Genomic DNA, 23,820 nt, shown 5'->3' on the forward strand with positions numbered 1-23,820 from the left:
CGGTAGGTGCGATCTATCGCCGAAGACTGCGCCGCCTGCCCGACAGAGGACTGCGTGCACTCGGGACATGTGCGGCCGGCCATGCGCTACCCTTGGAAACAATCATTCTCGAATGTGTAAATCATCATGTCGGTCGTCGAGCCCGTCGTCGAAGGAGTGCAGCGTTGAGCACAGACATTCTGATCGTTTCTCCGGACGACCATCTCGTGGAGCCGGCGGACCTCTGGACCAGCCGACTGCCACAGCGTTACCGCGACATCGGTCCTCACATCGTTCGGCACCGCGGACGCATGGACCCCACGGTCACTTCCGACGTCGCATTCATCGACGACGAGGAGGGTCGCGAAGCCGATATCTGGCACTACGAAGACTCCATCATCCCGATCCCGCTGATCAGCGCAGCAGCGGGTTACGAGATCGACGAACTGACCACCGACCCCATTACCTACGACGAGATGCGCCCGGGCTGCTACCGGCCGGCGGACCGGCTCGCGGACATGGACATCGCCGGAATCGAAGCCTCCGCGTGCTTCCCCAACACCCTCGTCCGCTTCTGCGGTCAGCGTTTCCTGCACGCCAAGGACAAAGACCTGGCGTTGCTGTGCGTGCAGGCCTACAACGACTTCCAGATCGACGAGTGGGGCGGTAGCTCCGGCGGCCGGTTGATTCCGTTGGGCATCATCCCGCTGTGGGATGTCGACCTCGCTGTGCGCGAAGTCGAACGCGTTGCCGCCAAAGGCATGCCCGCCGTCTGCTTCTCCGAACTGCCGGCCCGCCTGGACCTGCCGTCCATTCACAGCGGATACTGGGATCCCTTCTTCGCCGCGTGTGAGCGAAACCAGGTCGGCATCATGCTGCACATCGGCTCGAGCTCGTCGCTGACGAAATCCTCCCCTGACTCCCCGCATGTGGTGACCTCGGCGCTGATGGCGGTCAACTGCACGATCGCGCTGGTCGACTGGCTGTTCTCCGCAAAACTCAAGCAGTTCCCCAAGCTCAAGATCGCCTTTGCCGAAGCTCAGGCCGGCTGGATCCCCTACTACCTGCAACGCGTCGACGAGGTCTGGGAGGACCGCCGCGCATGGGGCGGCATCCACCCCCTGCTCACCGAACCGCCCAGCACCCAGGTGCCCGGCCGAATCTGGTTCTCCACCTTCGGCGATCCCGTCGCCTTCCGCATCCTCGATCTCGTCGGCGAAGACCAGCTGATGTTCGAGACCGACTACCCGCACAACGACACGAACTGGCCACACAGCACCGATGTGGCCAACAAAGCCACGGCGGGCCTGGACGAGGCCACCAAGCGGAAAGTGCTGTCCACCAACGCCAAGAATTTCTTCGGGTTGAGCTGAGACCCGTCTACCAACACTGTGAGAGCACTGGCTCTCACACACCATGCTCGTCCGGCACAAATAGGGAGTGAAGTGAGCGACTACCGGTTCCTGAAGTGGCAGACATTTGACGATGGCCGCATCGTGCGCATCTCACTCAACCGGCCCGACCAGCGCAACGCCCAGAACCGCGGCATGCTGGTCGAACTCGACGAGGCATTCGGAGCAGCCGAGGCCGACGACAACGTTCGAGTCGTGATCCTCGCCGGTGAAGGCAAGATGTTCTCGTCCGGACACGACATCGGGTCCAAACAGGCCAAGGCCGAATACCGCCCCGGTCCCGATCAACACCCCACCATGTTGATCAACGGCGGCAGCCGTGACGGCGCGGAGAGGACCATGCTGCAGGAATGGCACTACTTCTTCCAGAACACGCTGCGGTGGCGCAATCTCCGCAAGATCACCATCGCTCAGGTCCACGGTGACGTCTTTTCCGCGGGGCTCATGCTCATGTGGGCGTGCGATCTGATCGTCGGCAGCGACGACGTCCGCTTCGCCGATGTCGTCGGGACCCGGCTGGGCATGTGCGGCATGGAGTACTTCGGCCATCCCTGGGAGTTCGGTCCGCGTAAGGCCAAGGAGCTCATGCTGACCGGCGATGCCATCGACATCCACGAGGCGCACCGACTCGGGATGGTCAGCAAAGTGTTCGGTCGTGAGGAGTTGGCGGAGCGCACACTCGAGATGGCCCGCAGGATCGCCGACGTCCCGACCGTGGCCGCCCTCCTGATCAAAGAGTCGGTCAATCAGACCCAGGACAACATGGGTTTCTACACTTCTCTGCAGGCGTGTTTCACCCTGCATCAGCTCAACCATTCGCACTGGTCGCAGGTACGCGAGGACGGTCGCGCGACCGCCGGACCCGAGAACGGGGTGCCCGACTGGCGCGACGCACCCCCGGTGGTGCTGTCGGTGAAGGACCAGGTCCGCGCTCAATCGTGACGGATCTCAGAACACTGAGTCTTTGTGAACCGCAGCCGATGCCGCGCGGCGATCAGGCCGGCACGGCCCCGTAGCGAGCGTCCGCGACGCGATCCAACGCGACGTTCGGCTCGCCGAAGACCAGTGCCCAGCCGCGGACCCGGCGGTAGTAGAGCTGGATGTCGCCCTCCATGCCGAACCCGTAGCCACCGTGGATGTGCAGGCTGCGCCGGGTTGCGTCCCGGGCAGCCTCGTAGGCGAACGTGAACGCCATCGCCGCGAGCTCTGTCACGCGATTCGGCTCGTCGTCGAAGGCGCACGCGGCCTTCAGCGCGATCAGGCGCGCACCGTCCACGGCGGTCGCACTGTCGGCCAACGGATGCGAGACGGCCTGGAAAGCTCCGATGGCCTGACCGAACGCATGGCGTTGCTTCGCATACTCGACCGCCATCTCGACCGCCTTGGCACCAGCACCCACCAGGGCGGCAGCCGTGAGCGTGAGCCACAGGTCCAGTGCGTCGGAATACAGCTGTGCTGCGCACTCCCCCTCGGCCACGACGGCGGCGTCGGCGCCGATCGTCAGGTCCGTCAGGGGCATGGATCCGAGGTTGGTCACAGGGCGTCGCTCACCGGTGACGGGGATGGCGAGCAGGCGTTCGTCGATCAGTGCGACGACGGTATCTGCGACCGCGGCAGCCGGAACCATCGTCAGCGTGGCACCGCGACCCGCTCGCGGCGCGAAGGTGACGAGGCGACGCCCTTCGAGCACCGCGGAGAGCAGCTCGGAGGCGCCCGCGCGTGCGAGTACGCCTGCCGCAACCTGGGCCTCGATCACCGGAGCGGATGCCAAGGCACGGCCGGACTGTTCGGCCATCAGCGCGAGGTCTGCGACCGTGGCGCCCCATCCGCCATCCGCTTCACCGAGAGCCATCTCGATGACACCGGTCGTCCGTAGCGCCTGCCACAGCTCCGGGTCGAATCCCAGCGGCTCGGCAGCACGGACACGCTGCGACGACGATTCCCGCGCGTAGAGCGCGGTGAACGAGTCGACGAGCTGACGCTGCTCATCGGAGAGATTCAGGTCCACGTTCCATCCTGTGCCACACGAATATGCCTATTCTCATTTTTGAGATTATCAGTATCGTCTACGGGGGCGATCCAGCGCTACGCCACTCCACACAGATCGGGCATTGCCATGCACTTTCAACTCGATTCCGCCACCGCGGCCTACCGCGACGAGGTGGCTGCACATCTCGAAGAAGTCCTGACTCCGGATTTCGAGGAGCGGGTGTACCGCAGCGGTGTCGCACATGACGACGACTTCGCGAAGGGGTTGGTCGACAAACACTACTTCGCGCCGGACTGGCCCGAGGAGTTCGGCGGACAGAGCCGCAACCATTGGGATGCCCAAGTGCTCAAAGAGCAGATGATGCGCTTCGACGCACCCGTCTACCTCTCCGAGACCACCCGGATGGTCGCGTCGATTATCCGGGAGATCGGGACACCGACGATGAAGGATCGCGTCCTTGCCGCGGCGCTGCGCGCAGAGATCACGATTGCGCTCGGGTTCACCGAACCCGAATGCGGATCCGACGTTGCAGCCGCCGCCACGAAAGCTGTTCGGGAAGGCGACGACTGGGTCGTCAACGGATCCAAGATGTTCACCACCAACGGCCACATCGCGGACTACATCTTCCTGCTTGCCCGCACCAATCCTGACAAGCCCAAGCACAAGGGTCTGACCATGTTCCTGGTCCCGCGCACGACGCCGGGCTTCGAGGCACAAGCCGTCTGGACACTTTCCGGTGAACGGACCAACATCACCTTCTTCAACGACGTGCGCGTCGCCGACGAATGGCGGATCGGTGAAGTCGACGGCGGCTGGCAGGTGCTGAGCTTGTCTCTGCAGGACGAACATGCCTCGGGATGGGGTCCACACCTGGAGCGCCTGCTCCATCACGCCGAGCATTGGGCAACCACCACGTCAGCCAACCCCGACGGCCCACCCCGGATGCACGATCCCGACGTACGGCGCCGCATCGCGCGCGTGGCCATGGAGTACGAGGTGTCGATGCTGCTGCAACGCCGTTGCGTCTGGATGATCGAGCAAGGACGCGTGCCGGTGGCCGAAGGCCCGATGTCCAAGGTGTTCAGCACCGAAGCGCTCGAACGCGCCAGCCAGGATGTCGTCGAGATGGTGGGGCCCGACGCGTTGCGCAGCTACCTGGATCCGACCGCGCCGGAGCGGGGACGTTTCGATCACACGATGCGCTTCGCGTTGGGGACGACCATCTACGCCGGCACCAGTGAGGTGCAACGCACGATCATCGCCCAGCGCGGATTAGGCCTGCCGCGTCAGTAGCGGCACTACACGGCCTTCCAGTCCGGTGCGCGCTTCTCGAGGAAGGCGCGGGGTCCCTCGATCGCGTCCTTGGTCAACGCCACCTTCATCCGATAGTTCTCCGCCAGGAGTTCGGCTTCGTAGATGGGCAGGGTCAGCCCTTTGCGCACCGCCATCCGTGAGCCTCTGACCGCCAGTGGCGCATTGGAATTCACTATCTCGGCGATCTCCCAGGCCCGTTGCATCAGGGTGTCGTGCGGGACCACCTCGGTGAACAGACCGAGGTCGTAACAGCGCTGAGCGTCGAGACGCTCGTGCTTGCCCATCAGCACCAACCGCATGGCCACCGGCAACGGAAGAATCCGCGCCAACCGAACTGCTTCGCGGCCCGAGGTGACGCCGATGCTGACGTGCGGATCCATCAGCGTGGCCCGCTCCGAGGCGAGGGTGATGTCGGCGGTGGTGACCAGGTCCATCCCCGCACCGCAGGCTATGCCGTTGACCGCGCAGATGATCGGCTTGGTCATCTGCAGCCACGGCGGTGTGGCCTCCTGCGGTGCATCCCATTGACGCATGGAGCTCAGGATCGGCTCGCCCTGGTTGTCGATGCCTGCCGCGTTGTCCATGTCGTGGTCGGCGGCTTTGTTCACATCTGCCCCGACACACAGCGCGCGGCCCGCCCCGGTGATGATGACCGTCCAGATCTGCTGTGAGCGTTCGATTTCCGCGTAGACCTGGGCCAGCTCCGCGATCATCTCGTCATTGATCGCGTTGAGGACTTCGGGCCGGTTCAGCGTCACGCACGCGGTGTGCCCGCGAACCTCGAAGTCGATGGTGTCGTACGTCGTCACTGTTCAGGCTCCTCGATCTGTGGCCATGGCGGTCGGCCGCACGCCCAAGATGTCCTCGAAGCGTTCGCAGTAGAGCGGCCAGACGTCGGGGTTGAGTAGTCGCGGGGGCATCCGCCCGTCAAAGATCGTCTGCCACTGATCGGCGGTCGCGATGGCGATGTCGCGCGCGGCTTCGACGGTGATACCTGCGGTGTGCGGCGTGGCGACGACGTTGTCGAGCTGCAGCAGCGGGTTGTCCTGCCGCGGCGGCTCCTCGTGGAAAACGTCCAGGCCCGCGCCGGCGATACGGCCGCTGACCAGCGCGTCGCGCAAGGCCTGCTCGTCGTGGACCGGTCCCCGAGCCGTGGTGATGAAAAAAGCTGTCGGCTTCATCGCGGCGAACTGGGCCGCTCCGATCAACCCTTCGGTCTCGCTGGTGAGCGGACACGTCACCTGGACGAAATCCGAACGCTCCAACAATTCGTCCAGGGCAACCGATTCCACCCCGCGGACCTGGGCGGTGAGGTCGTCGAGGTACGGGTCGAAGACCAGAACCTCCATGTCGAAAGGCGCGCAGAGCTCGACGAGCCTGCCACCGATGGCGCCGAGACCCACGACACCGAGGGTCTTGCCGAGCAACTGACTGCCGCGCAGTGTGAGCCGGTCGCCGACCGGCCCACTGCGCAGCGCCCGGTCGGCCACCGTGATCTTCTTCGCCAGGTCCAGCATGAATCCCAGCGCGTGCTCTGCCACCGCCTCGGCGCCGGGACCCGAGTTGTTGCAGACCGCTATGCCGGCGCGGGTGCATGCGTCGACGTCGATGACGTCGTATCCGGCTCCCGCCGAGCACACCGCCAACAGATTCCGGCACCGTTGCACCAGCGCGGATCCGGCCAGCCACTGCGTGCCGTCGACACAACCTGCGACATCGGTGCGTGTCGCGACCTGGTAACCGTGGGCGGATTCCAGTGCCGCCCAGCCCTGGTCGTCGGGTGCGGACAGGTCGAGCTTGACGACGTCGATATCGGCCAGTTCCAGCACGTCCCCGGCGACGGGATCAGTCCACCGTTCGAAGACCAGACGGGGGCGCCGACCCGCACTCACGATTTCGGCTTGGGCTTGGCCTGCGCGGCCTTGAACATGTCGGCCAGCGCGGCGTCGACGTTCTTGTAGTCGTTGCGGGCGATCGCACCGTCGCGGCCCTCGACGGGGTCATACCCCAACCGCAGATCCTTGTTCTCCATGTGGAAGTACTCGCGGCCCTGCGGCAGGCGGCGGTCCGTGAGCGGGACCTCCATCCAGGCGCGCAGGAAGCAGCGCGCCTTCTTGGGGTCGTTGGCGCTGACGAAGTCCGACCGCGAGTGGCACATCGCAAAGTTGTTGGCCACCGCGGCTTCCCCGGATTCGAGCCGGAACTCGACCTGCTGCTCGACGAGGATGTTCCGCAGCAGCTCGATGGCCTCTTCTTCCTTCGGCGTGAACTCACGGCCGAGGGTTTTCATGGCGGGCAGAATGCTGCTGTAGGTGAAGTTGATGCAGATCCGACCGTCGATCTGGGAGAAGACCGGCACGTCATACGGAGTGACGTCGGGCTGATCGTCGGGCTGTTCACTACGGCGGTGATGCGGGAATCCCCGATAGAGCACGTCGAGCAGGTCGGGCCGCTCGGCGAGGATTCGATTGTGCGCTGCGGGACCGCTGGCGAACTGGCTCTCCCCACCGCGCAGCGCCGGGTAGACGCACAACAGCGACAAGATGTCTGCGGCATCGTTGTGCATCGCGAGTTCGGCGCTGGACTTGGTACCCCGCGCAGGCTGGACGCCGTTCGGCAGGATCTCCTCCTGCACCCGGACCAGGCGATGCCCGAACGAATTGTTAGACACGGGGTAGCCGAGGTGCCAGCAGAACGCCCAGTAGATGCGTTCGAGGTCTTCGATCGAGTGTTGCACGACCGGGAAACCCCGCACACACGCCAGGCCCTTGCCGAACATCAGCTCGCGATACAACCGAGCGAGGTCGTCGTCAAGATCGGGATGGTGTACGTCATCGGCGGTGATGTCGTCGCGGTCCTTGTGCGCTGTCTTGGCCAGGATCGACTCCAGCGCCGCGACGTTGCGAGAGGACAGGTCGAAGCAGAAATCCTCCTTGCTGGTGAAGTCGGCGCCTGTCCACGCCATCGAGTCGGTGACGTGTTCGGTGTAGATCGCGGTGGGCATCCGTCCTCCTGGTGTGCTGGCACGGTTTCAGTTCTGGGTGTCTTCGGCTCTCGGCGTCATCGGCGGGCTATCGCCGAGCGCACGGAGCGCCTGTGCGCGCGTCGTGGCCGCTTCGGTCATCATTCCCACATCCGTGCCCGCCGAAATGAATCGCAGACCCAGGTCCACAAAGCGTTCCAGCAGGTCAAGGGACTTGATACCGGCCACTCCGAGCGCGACGCCGTGGTTTCGACAAGCCGCTGCAACGGACTTTACCGCATTTTGGAAATGTTCATTCTCGTAGTCGCCGTGAATTCCCATCTCGGCAGTCAGATCGCTGGGTCCCAGCAGGATCATGTCGACGCCCTCGACTGCAGCGATGGCCTCGACATCGGCCACCGCGGCCGGGGATTCGACCATCACGGCGACGACAGTGCGACTCTCCAGGAGTGAGGTCAACTCGGGGGCCGGGCGGGTTTGGTAGCCACTCAGGGCGTTCGGCCCGGAAATCGACCGCCGCCCGAACGGGGGAAACCGCGCCGCATCGACGACGGCGCGCGCGTCCTCAGCCGAATCGACATGCGGCACAATCACTCCGCCGGCTCCACTGTCGAGCACCCGCGCGATGAGGCTGGGATCGGCTGAGGGCACCCGCACCAACCCCGTGATACCGGCCCCCAGCGCGCTGGCGCACAGCATCCCGGCCGTCTCCAAGGATGTCGTGGTGTGCTCGAGATCGACGTAGATGGCGTCGTATCCGGACACCGCCGCGATCGCCGGCACATCCGGAGTCCGCGAGTTCAGCAGAGCCAGGCACAGCACCAGCCGATCACCACGCAACAAATCCCGCAAGGATCCCTGCACGGACCCCACGCTAACCGAATGAGAACCGTCATTCCATCTGTTCGTAAACGTTGTTATCGGTGTGTTTAACATGAGTCATGCCAAGAAGCAGGGTTGCCATCGTGGGAGCCGGCCTGTCGGATTGCGGCCGCGTACCGGACAAAACGGCGACGGCTCTGATGGCGCAGGCATCCCGGCGAGCCATCGCCGATGCGGGTCTGACGAAGAACGACATCGACGGTTTCGGGGGCCACGGCACGCTGCTACCGCCTCTCGAGGTCAGCGAATACCTGGGGTTGCGGCCCATTTGGGTCGATGCGACCAATACCGGCGGATCGTCGTGGGAAGTCATGGCCGGCCACGCGGCGGCCGCGATCGCCAACGGCGAGATCGACGTCGCCCTACTCACCTACGGTTCGACCGCGCGATCCGACGTCAAGCGCAAGAAACGTGGTTCGGTTGCTGCGATGGGCACCGGCGGGGCGATGCAGTACGAGGCCCCTTACGGCGCCACGCTCATCGCCAAGTACGCCATGGCCGCCAGGCGCCACATGATCGAATACGGCACCACAGTCGACCAGCTGGCCGAGGTTGCCGTCGCGGCTCATGAGTGGGCAGCCATGAACGACAACGCGTTCGAACAGGAGCGCTTGACGCTCGCCGACGTCGCCGCCGCACCGATGATCGCGGATCCGTTCACCACCAAACATGTCTGCCTGCGTACCGACGGGGGCGGAGCCGTCGTACTCGCCGGCGAGCGGGTCGCGAAGGACTGTGCCAAGGAACCTGTCTGGATACTCGGTGCCGCCGACGCCGCATCGCACGTCAGCATGAGTGAGTGGGGTGACTTCACCACCTCGGCCGCCGCGATCTCCGGCCCCCGCGCTTTTGCCCAGGCGGGCGTGGATCCCGCCGACATCGACGTGTGTCAACTCTACGATTCGTTCACCGCCACGGTGCTGCTCGCCATCGAAGACCTCGGCTTCTGCCCCAAGGGTGAGGGTGGCAAGTTCATCGAGTCCGGGGCTCTGCGCCCGGGCGGCGCGCTCCCGACAAACACCGATGGCGGCGGGCTCGCGTCGTGCCACCCGGGGATGCGTGGCATGTTCTTGATGGTCGAGGCGGTACGACAATTGCGTGGAGAGTGCGGTGAACGCCAGGTGCACGGCGCGCAGCTGGCATGCGTGAATGCTATGGGCGGGTTCTTCAGCCACAGCGCGACGATGATCCTCGGGAGGGACTCGTGACGACACCGGACCGGCCGGTCACCGACAGCGACAGCGAGAACTGGTGGACCGCCGTCGCAGACCGCACTTTGCATGTCAACGTGTGCGGCGCCTGCGGCGCAAAGTCCTTGTACGCCCGGCCGTTCTGCCCGGTCTGCTGGAGTGAGGATGTCTCGCTACGTCCGTCGACCGGCCGCGCGACGCTCTACACCTGGAGCGTCGTGCATCAGAACGCCGCACCCTTCGCCGACCGCGTGCCGTATGTCGTGGCCATGGTGGACCTGGCGGAGGGCCCCCGGTTGATGACGGCCATCGAGGACTGCCGGGCCGAAGATCTCCGCGCCGGAATGGAACTGGTCCTGGCCTTCCGGGACACCGGGGACGACGGGTTCCTCGTCCCGGTGTTCGTGCCGGCCGACCAGTGAGCTGTTGCGGTGCAGTTCAGCGCGCGGCGTGGAGGCGGTCCGCCAACAGCCGGCGCAGACCGACGGATCGCTCCGCCAACCTGTTGCGTTCGACTTTTCCGTTCGCGTTGAGCGGTAGGGGCTGTTCCCAGAACACCAGTTCCTCGGGCAGCTTGTACTTCGGCAGGCCCGCCGCCACGAGCGCCGAGGACAACTCGGCCAACGTCAGGTCGGCGCCCTCGTCGAGGACCAGCGCAACGGCCAACCGCTCCCCCGTCGTCGCGTCCGCGACCGAGTAGGCGGCACACTCGCGGACGCCGTGGATCCCCAAAACGGCTTCATCCACCTCGGCGGCCGGAATCTTCATACCGTTGCGGATGACGATGTCTTTGATGCGCCCGACGATGCGGATCCGGCCGTCGTCGAAGTCTGCGACGTCGCCGGTGCGGAACCACTCACCGTCGAAGGCCTCGGCGTCGTCGTCGGCATCGGTGTAACCGAGAAACGTGTGCGGACCCCGGATGCAGCACTCGGTCGGTTCGGTTGCGGACCCGACGCGCACATCGACATCGGCCAGGGGTACGCCGTCGTCGGCGTGGCGCAGTTCCCGGGGTTCGGTGCGCAGTCCGGAGGTGCTGATGGGCACCTCCGAGGACCCGTAGGCACGCATCACCATGATGCCGAACTCGTCTTCGACACGCTCGACGATCCGCCGGTCGAGTTGCGTGCCGCCGAGATAGACCGCCCGCAGCGGGACCACCTCCTGACGAGCGCTCACCTCGTCGAGCAACCTGTCGAGGAGGCGGTCGGGGCCGCCGTACCAGGTGGCCCGCGCGGCGAGGAGGAACTCACAGGTGGTTGCTGGGTCCCACCGATCCTCGAGGACGACCGGGGCGGCAAGGATGGGCCCGATGAAGAGCGCTTGGAGGACGCCGGTGACCGAGGCCAGCGGGCTGACCAGGAAGATGCTGTCGCCGGCGCCCAGACCGGTGGCGGCGATGTAGTTCCTGGACGCCTTCGTCAGGGTACTGACCGAGTGCACGACACCCTTCGGCCGTGACGTGGTGCCCGAGGTGTACAACACGAACGACGGCTCGTCCGCGGCTCGTTCTGGACGCAGCGCGGCCACCCGGACCGGCACCCGCCCCCGGGCCGGAACCGGAATCCATGTGCACATGTCGGACAGCTCGTCGGCGGTGCTGCCCGAGCGCGCCATCGCGTACCGGGCGCCGGTACGCACCAGCACATCGCGGATCGCCGCAGTTCCCGAACTGCGCGCAACCAGCAGCACGGTTGCGTCGATCCGCAGCGCAGCATGAATCGCCACCACCGATTCGACATCGTTGCCCGCCACGATCACGACCGGACATCCCGCCGTCACACCGGCACCGTGCAGTTCGTGAGCCGCGCAGTCGACCAGCTCGTCGAGTTCGGCGTAGGACAGGGTCCGCTCCCTCGCCTGCAGCGCCATCCGCTCCGGGTACCGCTGGGCGGTGAAACGAACGGCATCGGCAGGCTCACCCGACCAGTGCCCGGCTCGCCGGTACCGCTCCCGCAGCGCCTCTGCTCTCCGCGTGGCCGGCGCAAGCAACCCTGTCGGGTCCGTCATGGGACTCTCCTCCGATGCAAATGCCGATTCTCTTACCTGTAAATGTAACCTCTCAGCCATGGAGCGACTCACATTCGAAGACCAGGTAGCCATTGTCACCGGTGCGGGGGGTGGGCTCGGCCGCTGTCACGCCCTGGAGCTGGCACGCCGAGGTGCTCGGGTGGTCGTCAACGATTTGGGCAGTGCTGTCGACGGCAGCGGCGCATCTGCTTCTGCAGCGCAGGCCGTGGTCGACGAGATCACCGCCGCCGGCGGAACCGCGATCGCGAACGTCGACTCGGTGGCCACCGAAGCGGGCGGAGCGGCCATCGTCGACACCGCGATGGATGCGTACGGACGAGTGGACATCCTGGTCAACAACGCGGGCATCCTCCGCGATGCGGCATTCAAGAACATGACCGCCGAGCAGGTCGATGCCGTGCTCGCCGTCCACCTCACCGGCGCCTTCAATGTCTCCCGGGCGGTCTGGCCGGTGATGCGCGAGCAGAGCTACGGCCGAATCATCCAGACAAGTTCCGGGACAGGCCTTTTCGGGAACTTCGGGCAGACCAACTACGGTGCGGCGAAGATGGGCCTGGTGGGCATGATGCATGTGCTGTCCATCGAGGGTGCCCGCAACAACATCGCGGTCAACGCGATCGCTCCGATCGCCAGAACACGTATGACCGAAGAGATCATGGGCGAAGCCGGCAAAGCCATGGATCCCGAACTGGTCACGCCGGTGGTCGTCTACCTCGCGCACCGCAGCTGCGATCGCACCGCGCACATCTACTCCGTCGGAGCGGGCAAGGTCTCGCGTGTGTTCATCGGGGTGACCACTGGAATCGAGGACACCGATCTCACGGCGGAGGTCGTGGCCCACAACATCGATCGCATCGACGACACGGCGGTGTTCACGGTCCGCGGCGGCCCCGCGAACGGATGAGTCAGAAGCCCTGGAAGCGCGGCTTCCGGCGCTCGGCGAACGACGTCAGCCCCTCCCGCAGATCCGCCGTGTGGGATACCACCTCCGCGGCCCAGGCCTCCTGCTCGAACGCCCGGTCGCGCCCGGACTCCGAGGAGACGGCGAGGAGGCGCTTGGTCAACGACAGCACCACGGTCGGACCCGCGGCCAGTCGAACCGCGAGCGCTTCGGCGGTGCTGTCGGTGTCCTGCGGCGCCACAACACGGTTCGCAATTCCCAATCGCTCACATGTTGCGGCGTCCACCGGCTCACCGAGCATCAGAAGCTCGGTGGCCCTGCGCAGCCCGACGATCCGGGTCAGCAGATGAACGGCTCCGGAGTCCGGCAGGATTCCGCGATGCACGAACGCCTGGACCAGACGCGCTTCGCGCGACATCACCACCAGGTCGCAGGCCAGCACCAGGCTTGCCCCGGCGCCCGCCGCCGAACCCTTGACCGCGGCGACGACCGGTTTGTCACAGTCCAACACCGAAGCCACCATGCGTTGGTAGCCGTCCTGCAGCATGCGTGCGATGTCACCGGGCCGCCGCTGTGGCGACGGTGTCGGAGAGTCCTGCGCCGCCACACCGGCCCCCGCACAGAAGTGCCGGTCACCCGCTGCAGTCAGCAGCACCGCTCGAACCGCAGGGCTGTCGTGTGCGTGCCGAAAGGCGTCGGTCAGCGCCTCACGTGCGTTCGGGGACAAGGAATTACCGACATCGGCACGATCGATCATGATTCTTTGCACGCCGTCGTCCCCGACGGTCACGACGATCCCCGGGCCTTCTGCATTCACCTGTGTGCACCCTTCAGCCTGCTGGCGTTAACGGCGTTTCCGCTTTTCGGGTATTTTAATTTCCACCTTGGTTCGGCAACGTGGCGGGCCATTCGAGGAGGCAGTGTATGGCGGACTCCCTGACAGCGACGGGCCAGATCACCGATGAGGGACTGGCGCGGCTGCGCGCCACGATCGGTATCCCCGTACCGAACCCGCAACCGCCGCACTATTTTCGCCCCGGCGAGGACGCCTTTCGGCATGTCGCGGAAAGCTACGGGGACGCCAACCCGCTGTGGACCGATCCGGGATATGCCGCCGCGTCGGTCTGGGGCCGGCCGATCGCGCCACCCGCGCTGGTCGGGGGCGACACCTTGATCGGTGAGGACGAGGCGATCGCGCTCTCCGACGACGAACGTGAGCTGACCAAGGGCGACCCACTGCGCGGCGTGCACGCGTTCTTCGCGTCGTCCTCGCGGGAATGGTGGGCACCGCTGCGCGCAGGCCGCCGGGTGTTCCGACGCAACGCGCTGGTAGCCGCCCTGGACAAGAGCAGTGAATTCGCCGAGCGCGCCATCCACGAGTGGTCGGCTCAGGTTTTCCGCGACGACGAAGGCACACTGCTCGGCGGGCAGTACCGCAACATGATCCGCACCGAACGCAGCAAGGCCCGGGGCAAGAAGAAGTACGAGACCGTCGAGCCGAAGGTGTGGAGCCCGGAGGAGATCGCCGAACTCGACGAACGGTATGCACGTGAAGTCCGCCGCGGAGCGGCACCCCGGTGGTGGGAGGACGTCGCCGAGGGCGATCCCGTCGGCTCGTTGACCAAAGGCCCGCTGACCGTCACCGACATGGTCTGCTGGCACGTCGGGATGGGCACCGGCATGTACGGCGTGCGCCCGCTGGGGTTGGCGTGGCGAAACCGACGACGCATTCCCCGTTTCTACACGCCCAACGAGCACGGCGTGCCCGATGTCCAGCAACGGGTGCACTGGGATCCCGCCGCGGCACGCAACGCCGGTAACCCGACCACATTCGACTACGGCCGCATGCGGGAAACCTGGCTGATCCATCTGTGCACCGACTGGATGGGCGACGACGCGTGGCTGTGGAAGCTCGAGTGTGAATTCCGCCTGTTCAACTACGTCGGCGACCTGCACACGATCTCCGGGACGGTGGTGCGGAAGTACCTCGCAGAGGGAGAACGTCCCGCAGTCGATCTCGAGCTCGCCGCGACGAATCATCGCGGCCAGGTGACTGTGCCGGGGCGGGCCACCATTCTGCTGCCCAGCCGTGAGCACGGCTCGGTTCGCTTGCCCGAACCGCCCGGCGGCGCCACTGATCTGGCCGAGCTTCTGAGCGCGGTCTCCGCCCAGTTCGCGGAACGTTGACGAGCATGTCGTATGAGACTGTCCCCGGCCTGCGCGCCGACCATCGGGGCCCCGTGCTGGAACTCACCCTCGACAGGGCGTCGAACCGCAACGCCGTCGACGACGTCATGCTCGATGCCATGATCGGCCACCTCGCCTCCGCGGGTGTCGACGAGTCGGTACGGATCATCCGCATCCAGGCCGACGGACCGGACTTCTGCGCCGGCTCGGACCTGGTCGCGAGGAACGCCAAGTCCGCACGGAAGCCCCGCGTCGGTAGTACGCAGCGCCGGCTGCCGAACAAAGCCAACCGGTTGATCCCGCTGATGCTCCAGACGCAGGTGCCGATCGTGGCCGTCGTCCGCGGCTGGGCGGCCGGCCTCGGTTTTCACATTGCGATGGCCGCCGACTTCTGTGTGGCCGCCGACGATGCGCGCTTCTGGGAACCGTTCATGGCACGCGGCTTCACTCCGGACAGCGGCGCTGCGTGGCTGCTCCCCCGCTTGATCGGTATGGTCCGGACCCGCCAACTGCTGATGCTGGGTGAGGAGATCTCCGGCAGCACTGCCGCGCAGTGGGGCATCGTCCACAGCGCCCATCCGGAGGCAGAACTCGACGCCGCGGCAGCACACCTGGAGACCAAGCTGGCCAAGGCGCCGACAGTAGCACTCGGCTTGACCAAGTGGTTGCTGCACAGCGGTAACGGCCTGGATCTCGACCGCCACCTTCACAACGAGGCGATGGCGCTCGAACTGTCCAGCCGTAGCGAGGATTTCAAGGAAGGACTGGCGGCCTTCCAGGAGAAGCGCGACGCTGAATTCCACGGCCGTTGACGAGGACTCATGACCCGGTTGACCATTGACGGATCCACCAGCACCGGCGACGCTGTCGCCGCGGTCGAGCAGTGGGTGCGCACCCATGTTCCCGAAACATGGCGTACCGCGGCCGACACGGGAGCCCAAGCGCTGCGGTCGGTACGCAGTCCGGCCGAATACCGGCAGTGGTACCCGGTGTTCGCGGAGTCCGGGCTCGTCGTGCCGACGTGGCCGGCGCAGTACGGTGGCCTGGGAATCAGCAATGAGACCGCTCGCGCCGTCGAAACGGTGTTGGCCCCACTGCGACTCAATCGGCTCAATCCCTTGGGACTCAACAACACCGCCGCGGCGCTGTTCAGCCACGGGAACGAAGAACAACGGCTGCGGTTCCTGCCACCGATCGTGCGCAACGAGGAGAAGTGGTGTCAGCTGTTCAGCGAGCCCGGCGCCGGCTCGGATCTGGCGTCGCTGGCGACGCGGGCGGTCCGCGACGGTGACGAGTGGGTGATCACCGGGCAGAAGGTGTGGACGACGTGGGCCGACGAGGCCAACTACGCCATCCTGCTCGCCCGCACCGATCCGGACCAGCCCAAGCACAAGGGCATCACCTACTTCCTGCTCGACATGCATCAGCCGGGCGTCCACGTACGACCGCTGCGTCAGATCACCGGCGAAGCGGAGTTCAACGAGGTGTTCCTCGACGGGGCGCGGGTACCCGACGCACACCGGGTCGGTGAGGTCAACGATGGTTGGCGGGTGAGCGCGTCGACGCTGTCCAGCGAGCGGCAGATGGTCTCCGGCTCGGGTTCGGGCGGTATGGGCCGACTCGGCGGTTCGAGCGCGGAGCGACTGATCACGCTCGCCCAGGAGATGGGGCGCTGGAACGATCCCGTGGTCCGGAGCAAGGTGATGCGCCTGTGGGCACAGGAGAAGATTCGCGGCTGGACCAACACGCGTGTGCGGGCAGCGCTGGCCGCCGGACAGTCTCCGGGCGCGGCTTCGTCGATCGGCAAGGTGCATCAAGCCACCCTCAATCAACAGATCCAGAACGTCATGGTCGATCTGCTCGGGACCGCTGCCCTGGCCTGGGACCCCGGCGACGGAGCAGACCACCTGCCCCGTGAGGTACAGGGATGGATGCGCAGCCTGGCCAACGGCACCGAGGGCGGCACCACCGACATCAACAAGAACATCCTCGGTGAACGGGTCCTGGGGCTGCCCAAGGAGCCTGACCCGTGGAAGGGCAAGCCCTGGAAGGATATTCCGCGATCATGACGGCATACGAGCGGCTCGTCGTCGACGTGGCCGACGGCATCGGCTGGCTGATCCTGAACAGACCCGAGGCGGGCAACGCGTTCGACGCGCTGATGCTCGACGAATTGGAGCAGGCGTGGGCCCAGCTGGACGCCGATCCCGATGTCCGGGTCATCGTCAACACGGCCAACGGCAGATCGTTCTGTACCGGCATGGACGTCGTACAGGTGGCCCGGGACAGGGATGCGATGCGGAAGCACTCCCGCCGCACCAGGGACGCCACCCCGAAGATCTCGTCCTGGCACTGCGAGGTCTGGAAACCCGTCATCGCAGCGGTCAACGGCGTGTGCGCAGGTGGTGGACTCCATCTCGTGGCCGACGCCGACATCGTCATCGCCGCCGAAGCCGCCTCCTTCGTGGATCCGCACGTATCTGTGGGGCAGGCCGTCGCCTATGAGGCCATCACCTTGCTGCGCAAATCTCCGATGGAGGCGATCCTGCGGATGACACTGTGCGGCAAGGGAGAGCGTATCTCCGCGCGACGGGCTCGCGAACTCGGAATCGCCTCCGACGTGGTGCCCGACGACCAGCTGGTCAGCGCCGCCGCCCAGCTGGCGAAGGCCGTCGCCGCGAATTCCCCCACTGCCATGCGTGCCACCAAGAAGGCGCTGTGGCGTTCCCTGGAAGTCGGCCTGACAGAAGCCAGACGTGCGGCCGCCGAGGACATCTGGCCACTGCGCGATCACCCTGACCGCGCGGAGGGCGTGCGCGCGTGGCGTGAGAAGCGCAGCCCGCAATGGCAGAAATGTGTGGAGGTGCAGTGACGTATCAACGGCTCATCGTCGAGCGACGCGGCCCGGTCGGATGGATCATCAACAACCGTCCCGACCGGCTCAATGCCTATGACAGCGTCATGCGTCAGGAATTCCCCAGGGCCTGGGCAGAACTCGATGCCGATCCGGCCGTACGCGTCATCGTCCACACCGGGAACGGGCGAGCGTTCCAGGTGGGCAACGACGTCGACGAACTCGACGGCGAGGGCATTCTGCAATTCCAGGAGACTCTGCGCACGCTCGATCTCAAGCTCACTGCCTGGCACTGCAACGTGGGCAAACCGGTCATCACGGCGATCAATGGAGTGTGTGCGGGCGGTGGCCTGCACTGGGTCGCCGACGCCGACATCGTCATCGCCGCGTCGGACGCCACCTTCGTCGACCCGCACGTGTCGATCGGCCAGGTGAGTGCTCTGGAAACCATCGCGCTCATGCGCAAGATTCCCGCCGAGGCCGTGCTGCGCATGGCTCTCGTGGGCGGTCACGAGCGGCTCACCGCGCAACGCGCCTACGAGTTGGGGATGATCAGTCAGATCGTCGACCCACCGGAACGGCTGCGCGACGTTGCCCAGGAGCTCGCCGAGACGATCGCCCGGAATTCCCCGGCGGCTATGCGTGCCACCAAACGTGCGCTGTGGGGGGCGCTGGAGTACGGATTGACCGACGCCTGCCGCGAGGGCGCGAAGCACCTCACGTCGATGTGGGGACATCCCGATCAAGACGAGGGGCCCCGCGCCTTCGCCGACAAACGCACCCCCGAATGGGCGCCCATCGAAGGCAGCTCGTGAGCCTCGCCGAGCTGCTCGACGGGCTGCCCGACGTCGCCGTCCACACGTTGGACGCCGATGTCACCAGTGCACAGTTGCGCGCCAGTACCCAGCGCCTGAGGACGGTGCTGGCGGACAGCGGACTGCAGGCCGGGCGAGTGGTCGCCGCGATGCTGCCCAACGACGCCACCACCGTCGCCGCGTTGTTCGGCACCTGGGCCGCCGGCGGTGTCTACACCCCGCTCAACCCGCGCGCGGCCGACGCCGAGCTGGCTGAGCAGCTAGCCACGCTTCGGCCGGTCGCGGTGATCACCACACCGACTCTTGCGCAGCGCTTCTCGTCGTTCGGGCTGCCGGTGGTGACAGGCGAGGATCTACGGTGGCACTTCACTGTCGGCACCGACGCGCCGAGCAACCCTCGGCAGTACGACGAGGATGTCGCGCTGCTGCAGTTCACCTCGGGCACCACGGGCGCGCCCAAGCCCGTCCCGCTGCGCCACGCCACCGTCGTCGATCTCATCGACCGTCTGCTGCTCAAACTTCGCGGCGCCAAGGCCGCTGCCCGCCCCTCGGGCAGAGCGCCGATGCCCAATCTGGTGCCGCTGTCGCTGTCACTGTGGGCCGGTATCTACCAGATTCTCTTCGCATTCCGGGCCGGCTCGGGTGTCGTGCTGATGGACCGGTTCTCTGCACCCGACTTCGCCGCGCTGGTGGCACGGCATCAGCTGCGCTCCACGGTGCTGCCACCCGCGGCGTTGACCATGGTGCTCCACGACGAAAGCGTCACCGATCTCTCGCCGCTGAAGATCGTCCGCTCTATCACGGCGCCGCTGTCGCCCGTGCACGCGGCCCGGTTCCGCGACAAGTTCGGAGTGCTGGTGCTGAACTCGTACGGTCAGACAGAACTCGGCGGTGAGGTCGTCGGTTGGTCGGCCGCCGACGCCCGTGAATGGGGCGAGGTGAAACTGGGATCGGTCGGGCGGCCCTTGCCGGGGATCGACGTGTCGATCGCCGAGGACGAAGTGATGGTCCGGACCCCGACCACCGCTGAGCGCAAGATCGACCCCGCCTTCCTCGACCGGCTCACCGATGACGGCTGGTTCCATACCGGCGACCTCGGATGGTTCGACGAGGACGGCTTCCTGTGGCTCGACGGCAGAGTCTCGGACATGATCAATCGCGGCGGGCTGAAGGTCTTCCCGGGCACCGTCGAAGATGTCCTGTTGGCCGCTGACGGGGTACGGGAGGCCGCGGTGGTCGGTGTTCCCGACGAACGCCTCGGCGAAGTGCCCTGGGCGTTCGTCGCGCGAACCGACGATTCGGTGACCGCAGACGATCTCGTGGCGTGGTGCCGGGAACGTCTGACGCCGTACCGTGTTCCCGCCCGCGTGGTGTTCGTCGAGCGACTTCCGCGCAACGACGTGGGCAAGGTGGTCAAACGCGACCTCGCCGTGCTTGCCGCCGGTGATCCCCAGACCGAGCGGAGCTGTTAGGACACCCGCTCCCGGTCAGTGCATGCGGTGTCGTGTCACCGCCCGCGACTCGCAGGTACGCCTCAGCTCTCTGAACAGTTCGTCTCGTCCGGCACGCGGAACGTCCGCCTGAGTTCTGTCTTGAGCACCTTGCCGGTCGAGTTACGCGGCAATGCCGGCACCAGCTCGAGTCGTTCGGGCGACTTGTGTCTGCTGAGCCCGAGTGCCCGACAGTGCTCGGAGAGCGCGCTCAGCGACACGTCAGCTCCGGGACGCACCACCACCACGGCGCAGACCCGTTCGCCGGTCCGCACGTCGGGGACCCCGATCACCGCGACGTCGACGACGTCGGGATGCGCCGCCAGTACGTTCTCGATCTCCAGTGCCGAGATGTTCTCCGCGTTGCGGATGATCGCGTCCTTGATCCGGCCGGTCACGAACACGTTGCCCGCGTCGTCGACATAACCTTGATCTCCGGTGCGGAACCATCCCTGGGAATCGAAGGCGTCGACGTCGAGTGTGGAGTCGACGTACCCGAGAAAGCACTGTGGTCCACGCAGCAGCAATTCGCCTGGCTCACCCGCGCCGACCTCGAACCCGTTGTCGTCCACCACCTTCAACGACACACCGGGTACCGCCTTGCCCACCGTCCGGTCGATCAGATCCGGGTCGCCGCACGGAGGAGCGGCCGTTGCCACGGGAAACTCGGTGAGACCCCACGAGTTCGCCACTCCGTCGACCGAGAAAGTCTCCCGCACCTGTCGGCTCAGCTCGGCAGTGACCGGAGCACCACCACCGACACACCCACGCAATGCCGGGTACAGCGGTTCTGCGCCGTTGCGTCGCTGCGCCGCAAGGAAAGCGACGAAGAACGGTGTCGCGGTGCCAAGAAGGGTCGGTTTGTGGCGTACCAGCGCGGACGGAGTGAGATCCGGATCGAACGTGTCGAACAGCACCAGCTTCATCCCGGTGACCAGCGACGCCGCCAGCATCGCGGCTCCGCCGATGTGGGAGACGGGAAACGCGATCGGGTTGACGTCGCAACTCGTCGCCCCCACGATGGCCACCACCCCGGCCGACCCGGCCATCACCGACCGGTCGCTGTGGCGCACACCCTTGGGTGCTGCCGTGGTACCCGACGAGTAGTACACCCAGCGCGCCTCGTCGGCGTCCGTGGGCGGCGGCGGAAGTGCCGAACGGTCTCCGACAGGAACGTCCAGTCCCGCCGGCACCGGGGTTTCCTGGTCGATGGTGATCACATTCATCGGGTGCGTCCCGGCCAGGGAATGCGCGAGGCCGGCGTGGTCGAATCCGCGCCAAACCCGGGGGGTGATGAACACCTCGGTACCGAATTGCTCTACTGCGAAACGGATTTCACTTTCCCGCCAGATCGGCAATATCGGGTTCTGGACAGCACCCAGACGGGCGAGCGCTGTCATGACGACCATGGCCTCCAGCCTGGTCGGCAACTGCCAGGAAACACGTGTTCCTCGGCCGACACCGTCGGCGGCCAGCGCCGCAGCGACATCCAGAGCGGCATCGCGCAGTTGAACACAGCTCAGACCGCGGTCGTAGTCATCGGCGAGGATGACGCGATCGGGCTGTGCGCCCGCGGCCTCGTCGACGAGGTCCCAGAAGGTGGCCGACGCGAGCCCGGTCATCGGGCGGGCAGCTTGAGTCGACGTTTGGCCAGGATGTTGCGCATCATCTCCGAGCTGCCCCCTGACACTGTGTACGCGCGCGACCACAGCCAGCACTCCCGCAGTCGCTGCTTGGCCTGCTGCACCGCGGTGTCGGCGAGGTCGACAGTGACGGCGGTCGCCGCCAACTCGGCACCGAAGGCCGCCACGGTGTGATAGGTCTCGGCGAAACTCAGCTTGGCGATGGAGCCGTCGCCGACCTGCTCGGCACCGATGATCATGCGCTCCACGTGATCGTCGATGAACGCCTTGGCCACCTCTGCCTCGACCGCGAGCTGGGCCACCTGCTGACGGACATCCTCGCGTTCGGCGGTGGGCCTGCCGTCGATCGTCGTCCCCCTCAGCACGGTCACCAGATCGTCGATGAGCAACTCCAACAGGATGACGTTGCCGCCGATCCCGAAGCGTTCGAAGTCCAGCCCGGTCATGATGATCGACCATCCCTGGCCTTCCGTCCCGATCAGCGCATCGGCCGGCACCCGCACGTCGGTCATGAAGACCTCGTTCACCTCGATGGCATCGCCGATGGTGCGGATCGGCCGTACCTGCACGCCGGGGGTGGAAAGCGGGATGGCGAACACCGAGAGACCGTGGTGGCGCTTCGAAGCGGGATCTGTCCGGATGAGCGCCAGGCCCATGTCCGCCCAGTGGCCGTCGGTGATCCAGGTCTTCTGGCCGTCGATGACCCAACTTCCATCGTCCTGCCGGACACCTCGGCTGCGGACACCGGCGATGTCGCTTCCGGCGTCCGGTTCGCTGAGCAGCTGACACCACACGTGCTCGCTGCGTCTGATCGGCGGCAGCATGGCCTTCTTCTGCTCCTCGGAACCGAAGTGCAGCAACACGTGTGCGGCGAGATTGACCTGGTCGACGGGACGCGGAACACGGGCCCGCAGGATCTCTTCGCTGACGATGCGATCGTGCATCGGGTGATGGTCGGCGCGTCCCCCGTGCTCGACGGGCCAGTCAGCGCCGATGAACCCGGCCTCGAACAGACCTGCAAACCACCTACGGAGTAGACGCTCCTGCTCCGCGTCGACCGGGGCGCGATGGCCTTCGCGCGCCTCGATCGGCGGTGCGTGTTGCCCGATGAAGGCTCGAACCTGCTGCCGGAATCGAGCCAACTGAGCATCGTCGGGCCGCGCAGCGCCCGCGCTCACCATCCCGCCGCCTCGGCCAGGCCCGCGCGGGCTGTACGGGCGGTGCCGAGCAGTGCGGCATTGGTGAACACTCGCCGCAGTTCGTTGTGCAGCGGATACTCCCAGGTGAAGCCGATGCCGCCGGACAACTGCATGCACTCGTCGACGGCAGCGGTCGCTTTGCCCGCCACGAAGGCGTGCGCCACCGCCGCGGCCTTGACCGTCTCGGCGCCGCCACCCGTCGCCGCCGCACGCGCCGCCTTCATGACCGCCGCGCGCGCCTTGACCTCGAACATCAGGACCTCGACGAGTCGGTGCTGGACAGCCTGGAAGCTCGCGATGGGCACGTCGAATGCGATGCGCTCCTTCAGGTACGCGGTCAGCCGGGCGAATGTGGTGGCCACCGTGCCCACCGAATCGGCACTGAGCAACAACCGTGCCAATGCCAAGAGCAGCTCAGCCCGTTCGCGTGATCCGATGGTGGTGGCCACCGCGTCCGACGCGTCGATGCGCCACGCCGGCCGGGCCACGTCGAGCAGATCATCATCGACGCGGCGTCGGGCACCGGCAAGTTCTGTCAGCACGACGCCACCCGGTCCCAGCGTGATCAGGATGTCTGCCCGGTCGCCGCGGATCAGCCGGACGACGTCGTCGGCGACGGCGATACCCGCCACCGCGCTGCCGTTCATCAACGGGCCCAACCACTTCTCGCGGATCTCGGCCGGAGCGCTGTCCACCGCCGCGGCGGCGACCGTCACCCCCAGCCACGCCGACCGGTCACCCGAGCGTCCGAGTTCCTCGGCGACCACCGCCGCTTCCACCGGGCGCCACCCCGCGCCGCCCGAGGATTCGCCGACGAGCAGGCTCGTCCAGTCCAGCGCGGCCAGGTCCTCGACCGAGTCCTTGTCCCCGCGGCCGGCGAGGAAGTCGCGTGCGGATTCGCGGACCAGGTCCAGCTCGACGGTCGCCTCGTCTTCTGTCACCACGGGCGG

22 protein-coding genes are annotated in these 23,820 nt (G+C 66.3%); 12 read left to right on the plus strand and 10 right to left on the minus strand.

Going from position 1 to position 23,820, the window contains the following annotated elements:
- Window positions 1-164 precede the first annotated feature (164 nt).
- Both ACAG25_RS15020 and ACAG25_RS15025 read left to right on the plus strand, forming a co-directional pair.
- Window positions 165-1,352: an amidohydrolase family protein gene (locus tag ACAG25_RS15020; RefSeq protein ID WP_370489268.1), complete on the plus strand. Its 1,188-nt coding sequence runs from the start codon at window positions 165-167 to the stop codon at window positions 1,350-1,352.
- Window positions 1,353-1,424: 72 nt separating this feature from the next.
- The gene (locus ACAG25_RS15025) at window positions 1,425-2,333 is read left to right on the plus strand and encodes an enoyl-CoA hydratase (protein ID WP_370489269.1); all 909 of its coding nucleotides are present in this window, start codon (window positions 1,425-1,427) and stop codon (window positions 2,331-2,333) included.
- A 52-nt stretch (window positions 2,334-2,385) separates the two neighbouring features.
- Here ACAG25_RS15025 and ACAG25_RS15030 read toward each other — a convergent pair whose 3' ends face one another.
- The gene (locus ACAG25_RS15030; RefSeq protein WP_370489270.1) at window positions 2,386-3,399 is read right to left on the minus strand and encodes an acyl-CoA dehydrogenase family protein; all 1,014 of its coding nucleotides are present in this window, start codon (window positions 3,397-3,399) and stop codon (window positions 2,386-2,388) included.
- Window positions 3,400-3,507: 108 nt separating this feature from the next.
- On the opposite strand from ACAG25_RS15030, the gene ACAG25_RS15035 reads away from it, so the two are divergent.
- Window positions 3,508-4,674 carry an acyl-CoA dehydrogenase family protein gene (locus ACAG25_RS15035; protein WP_370489271.1) on the plus strand — a complete coding sequence of 389 codons (1,167 nt, stop codon included), beginning with the start codon at window positions 3,508-3,510 and terminating at the stop codon, window positions 4,672-4,674.
- 5 nt (window positions 4,675-4,679) lie between these two features.
- Here ACAG25_RS15035 and ACAG25_RS15040 read toward each other — a convergent pair whose 3' ends face one another.
- The 4 genes from ACAG25_RS15040 to ACAG25_RS15055 are packed head-to-tail and all read right to left on the minus strand — an operon-like array spanning window position 4,680 to window position 8,542.
- Complete coding sequence (locus tag ACAG25_RS15040) at window positions 4,680-5,504, minus strand: enoyl-CoA hydratase/isomerase family protein (RefSeq protein ID WP_370489272.1); 825 nt, start codon at window positions 5,502-5,504, stop codon at window positions 4,680-4,682.
- Between the two features lie 3 nt (window positions 5,505-5,507).
- The gene (locus ACAG25_RS15045) at window positions 5,508-6,587 is read right to left on the minus strand and encodes a hydroxyacid dehydrogenase (protein ID WP_370489273.1); all 1,080 of its coding nucleotides are present in this window, start codon (window positions 6,585-6,587) and stop codon (window positions 5,508-5,510) included.
- Complete coding sequence (locus tag ACAG25_RS15050; protein ID WP_370489274.1) at window positions 6,584-7,699, minus strand: TauD/TfdA family dioxygenase; 1,116 nt, start codon at window positions 7,697-7,699, stop codon at window positions 6,584-6,586. Before ACAG25_RS15050 ends, ACAG25_RS15045 begins: the two co-directional genes overlap by 4 nt.
- Before the next feature lie 27 nt (window positions 7,700-7,726).
- A complete protein-coding gene (locus ACAG25_RS15055; RefSeq protein WP_370489468.1) occupies window positions 7,727-8,542 on the minus strand; it encodes an HpcH/HpaI aldolase/citrate lyase family protein in 816 nt (271 codons plus the stop codon).
- A 77-nt stretch (window positions 8,543-8,619) separates the two neighbouring features.
- On the opposite strand from ACAG25_RS15055, the gene ACAG25_RS15060 reads away from it, so the two are divergent.
- Entirely contained in the window at window positions 8,620-9,768 is a 1,149-nt protein-coding gene (locus ACAG25_RS15060; protein WP_370489275.1) for an acetyl-CoA acetyltransferase, read from the plus strand.
- The gene (locus ACAG25_RS15065; RefSeq protein WP_370489276.1) at window positions 9,765-10,172 is read left to right on the plus strand and encodes a Zn-ribbon domain-containing OB-fold protein; all 408 of its coding nucleotides are present in this window, start codon (window positions 9,765-9,767) and stop codon (window positions 10,170-10,172) included. The genes ACAG25_RS15060 and ACAG25_RS15065 overlap by 4 nt, the downstream gene beginning before the upstream one ends.
- A 16-nt stretch (window positions 10,173-10,188) precedes the next feature.
- Here the strand turns inward: ACAG25_RS15065 and ACAG25_RS15070 are convergent, their stop codons facing one another.
- The gene (locus tag ACAG25_RS15070; RefSeq protein ID WP_370489277.1) at window positions 10,189-11,760 is read right to left on the minus strand and encodes a class I adenylate-forming enzyme family protein; all 1,572 of its coding nucleotides are present in this window, start codon (window positions 11,758-11,760) and stop codon (window positions 10,189-10,191) included.
- Between the two features lie 58 nt (window positions 11,761-11,818).
- Between ACAG25_RS15070 and ACAG25_RS15075 the strand changes: the two genes are divergently transcribed.
- Complete coding sequence (locus ACAG25_RS15075) at window positions 11,819-12,685, plus strand: SDR family NAD(P)-dependent oxidoreductase (RefSeq protein ID WP_370489278.1); 867 nt, start codon at window positions 11,819-11,821, stop codon at window positions 12,683-12,685.
- A 1-nt stretch (window position 12,686) separates the two neighbouring features.
- On the opposite strand, the gene ACAG25_RS15080 is transcribed toward ACAG25_RS15075, so the two are convergent.
- Complete coding sequence (locus ACAG25_RS15080; protein WP_370489279.1) at window positions 12,687-13,499, minus strand: enoyl-CoA hydratase/isomerase family protein; 813 nt, start codon at window positions 13,497-13,499, stop codon at window positions 12,687-12,689.
- A 119-nt stretch (window positions 13,500-13,618) separates the two neighbouring features.
- Between ACAG25_RS15080 and ACAG25_RS15085 the strand changes: the two genes are divergently transcribed.
- The 6 genes from ACAG25_RS15085 to ACAG25_RS15110 are packed head-to-tail and all read left to right on the plus strand — an operon-like array spanning window position 13,619 to window position 20,010.
- Complete coding sequence (locus ACAG25_RS15085) at window positions 13,619-14,869, plus strand: hypothetical protein (RefSeq protein ID WP_370489469.1); 1,251 nt, start codon at window positions 13,619-13,621, stop codon at window positions 14,867-14,869.
- 5 nt (window positions 14,870-14,874) lie between these two features.
- Entirely contained in the window at window positions 14,875-15,681 is an 807-nt protein-coding gene (locus tag ACAG25_RS15090; protein ID WP_370489280.1) for an enoyl-CoA hydratase/isomerase family protein, read from the plus strand.
- A 9-nt stretch (window positions 15,682-15,690) separates the two neighbouring features.
- Window positions 15,691-16,938, plus strand: coding sequence for an acyl-CoA dehydrogenase family protein (locus ACAG25_RS15095; protein WP_370489281.1), 1,248 nt, complete (start codon window positions 15,691-15,693; stop codon window positions 16,936-16,938).
- Window positions 16,935-17,741, plus strand: a complete 807-nt coding sequence (locus tag ACAG25_RS15100; RefSeq protein WP_370489282.1) for an enoyl-CoA hydratase/isomerase family protein — start codon at window positions 16,935-16,937, stop codon at window positions 17,739-17,741. The genes ACAG25_RS15095 and ACAG25_RS15100 overlap by 4 nt, the downstream gene beginning before the upstream one ends.
- On the plus strand, window positions 17,738-18,538 hold the full coding sequence (locus tag ACAG25_RS15105; RefSeq protein WP_370489283.1) for an enoyl-CoA hydratase/isomerase family protein: 801 nt from the start codon (window positions 17,738-17,740) through the stop codon (window positions 18,536-18,538). Before ACAG25_RS15100 ends, ACAG25_RS15105 begins: the two co-directional genes overlap by 4 nt.
- On the plus strand, window positions 18,535-20,010 hold the full coding sequence (locus ACAG25_RS15110) for a class I adenylate-forming enzyme family protein (protein ID WP_370489284.1): 1,476 nt from the start codon (window positions 18,535-18,537) through the stop codon (window positions 20,008-20,010). Before ACAG25_RS15105 ends, ACAG25_RS15110 begins: the two co-directional genes overlap by 4 nt.
- Window positions 20,011-20,072: 62 nt before the next feature.
- Here the strand turns inward: ACAG25_RS15110 and ACAG25_RS15115 are convergent, their stop codons facing one another.
- The 3 genes from ACAG25_RS15115 to ACAG25_RS15125 are packed head-to-tail and all read right to left on the minus strand — an operon-like array spanning window position 20,073 to window position 23,811.
- The gene (locus ACAG25_RS15115; protein WP_370489285.1) at window positions 20,073-21,650 is read right to left on the minus strand and encodes a class I adenylate-forming enzyme family protein; all 1,578 of its coding nucleotides are present in this window, start codon (window positions 21,648-21,650) and stop codon (window positions 20,073-20,075) included.
- Window positions 21,647-22,849, minus strand: coding sequence for an acyl-CoA dehydrogenase family protein (locus ACAG25_RS15120; RefSeq protein WP_370489470.1), 1,203 nt, complete (start codon window positions 22,847-22,849; stop codon window positions 21,647-21,649). Before ACAG25_RS15120 ends, ACAG25_RS15115 begins: the two co-directional genes overlap by 4 nt.
- The gene (locus ACAG25_RS15125) at window positions 22,846-23,811 is read right to left on the minus strand and encodes an acyl-CoA dehydrogenase family protein (RefSeq protein ID WP_370489286.1); all 966 of its coding nucleotides are present in this window, start codon (window positions 23,809-23,811) and stop codon (window positions 22,846-22,848) included. The genes ACAG25_RS15120 and ACAG25_RS15125 overlap by 4 nt, the downstream gene beginning before the upstream one ends.
- Between the last annotated feature and the right edge of the window lie 9 nt (window positions 23,812-23,820).

This window comes from Mycobacterium sp. pV006 (assembly GCF_041287115.1).
Lineage (GTDB): Bacteria > Actinomycetota > Actinomycetes > Mycobacteriales > Mycobacteriaceae > Mycobacterium.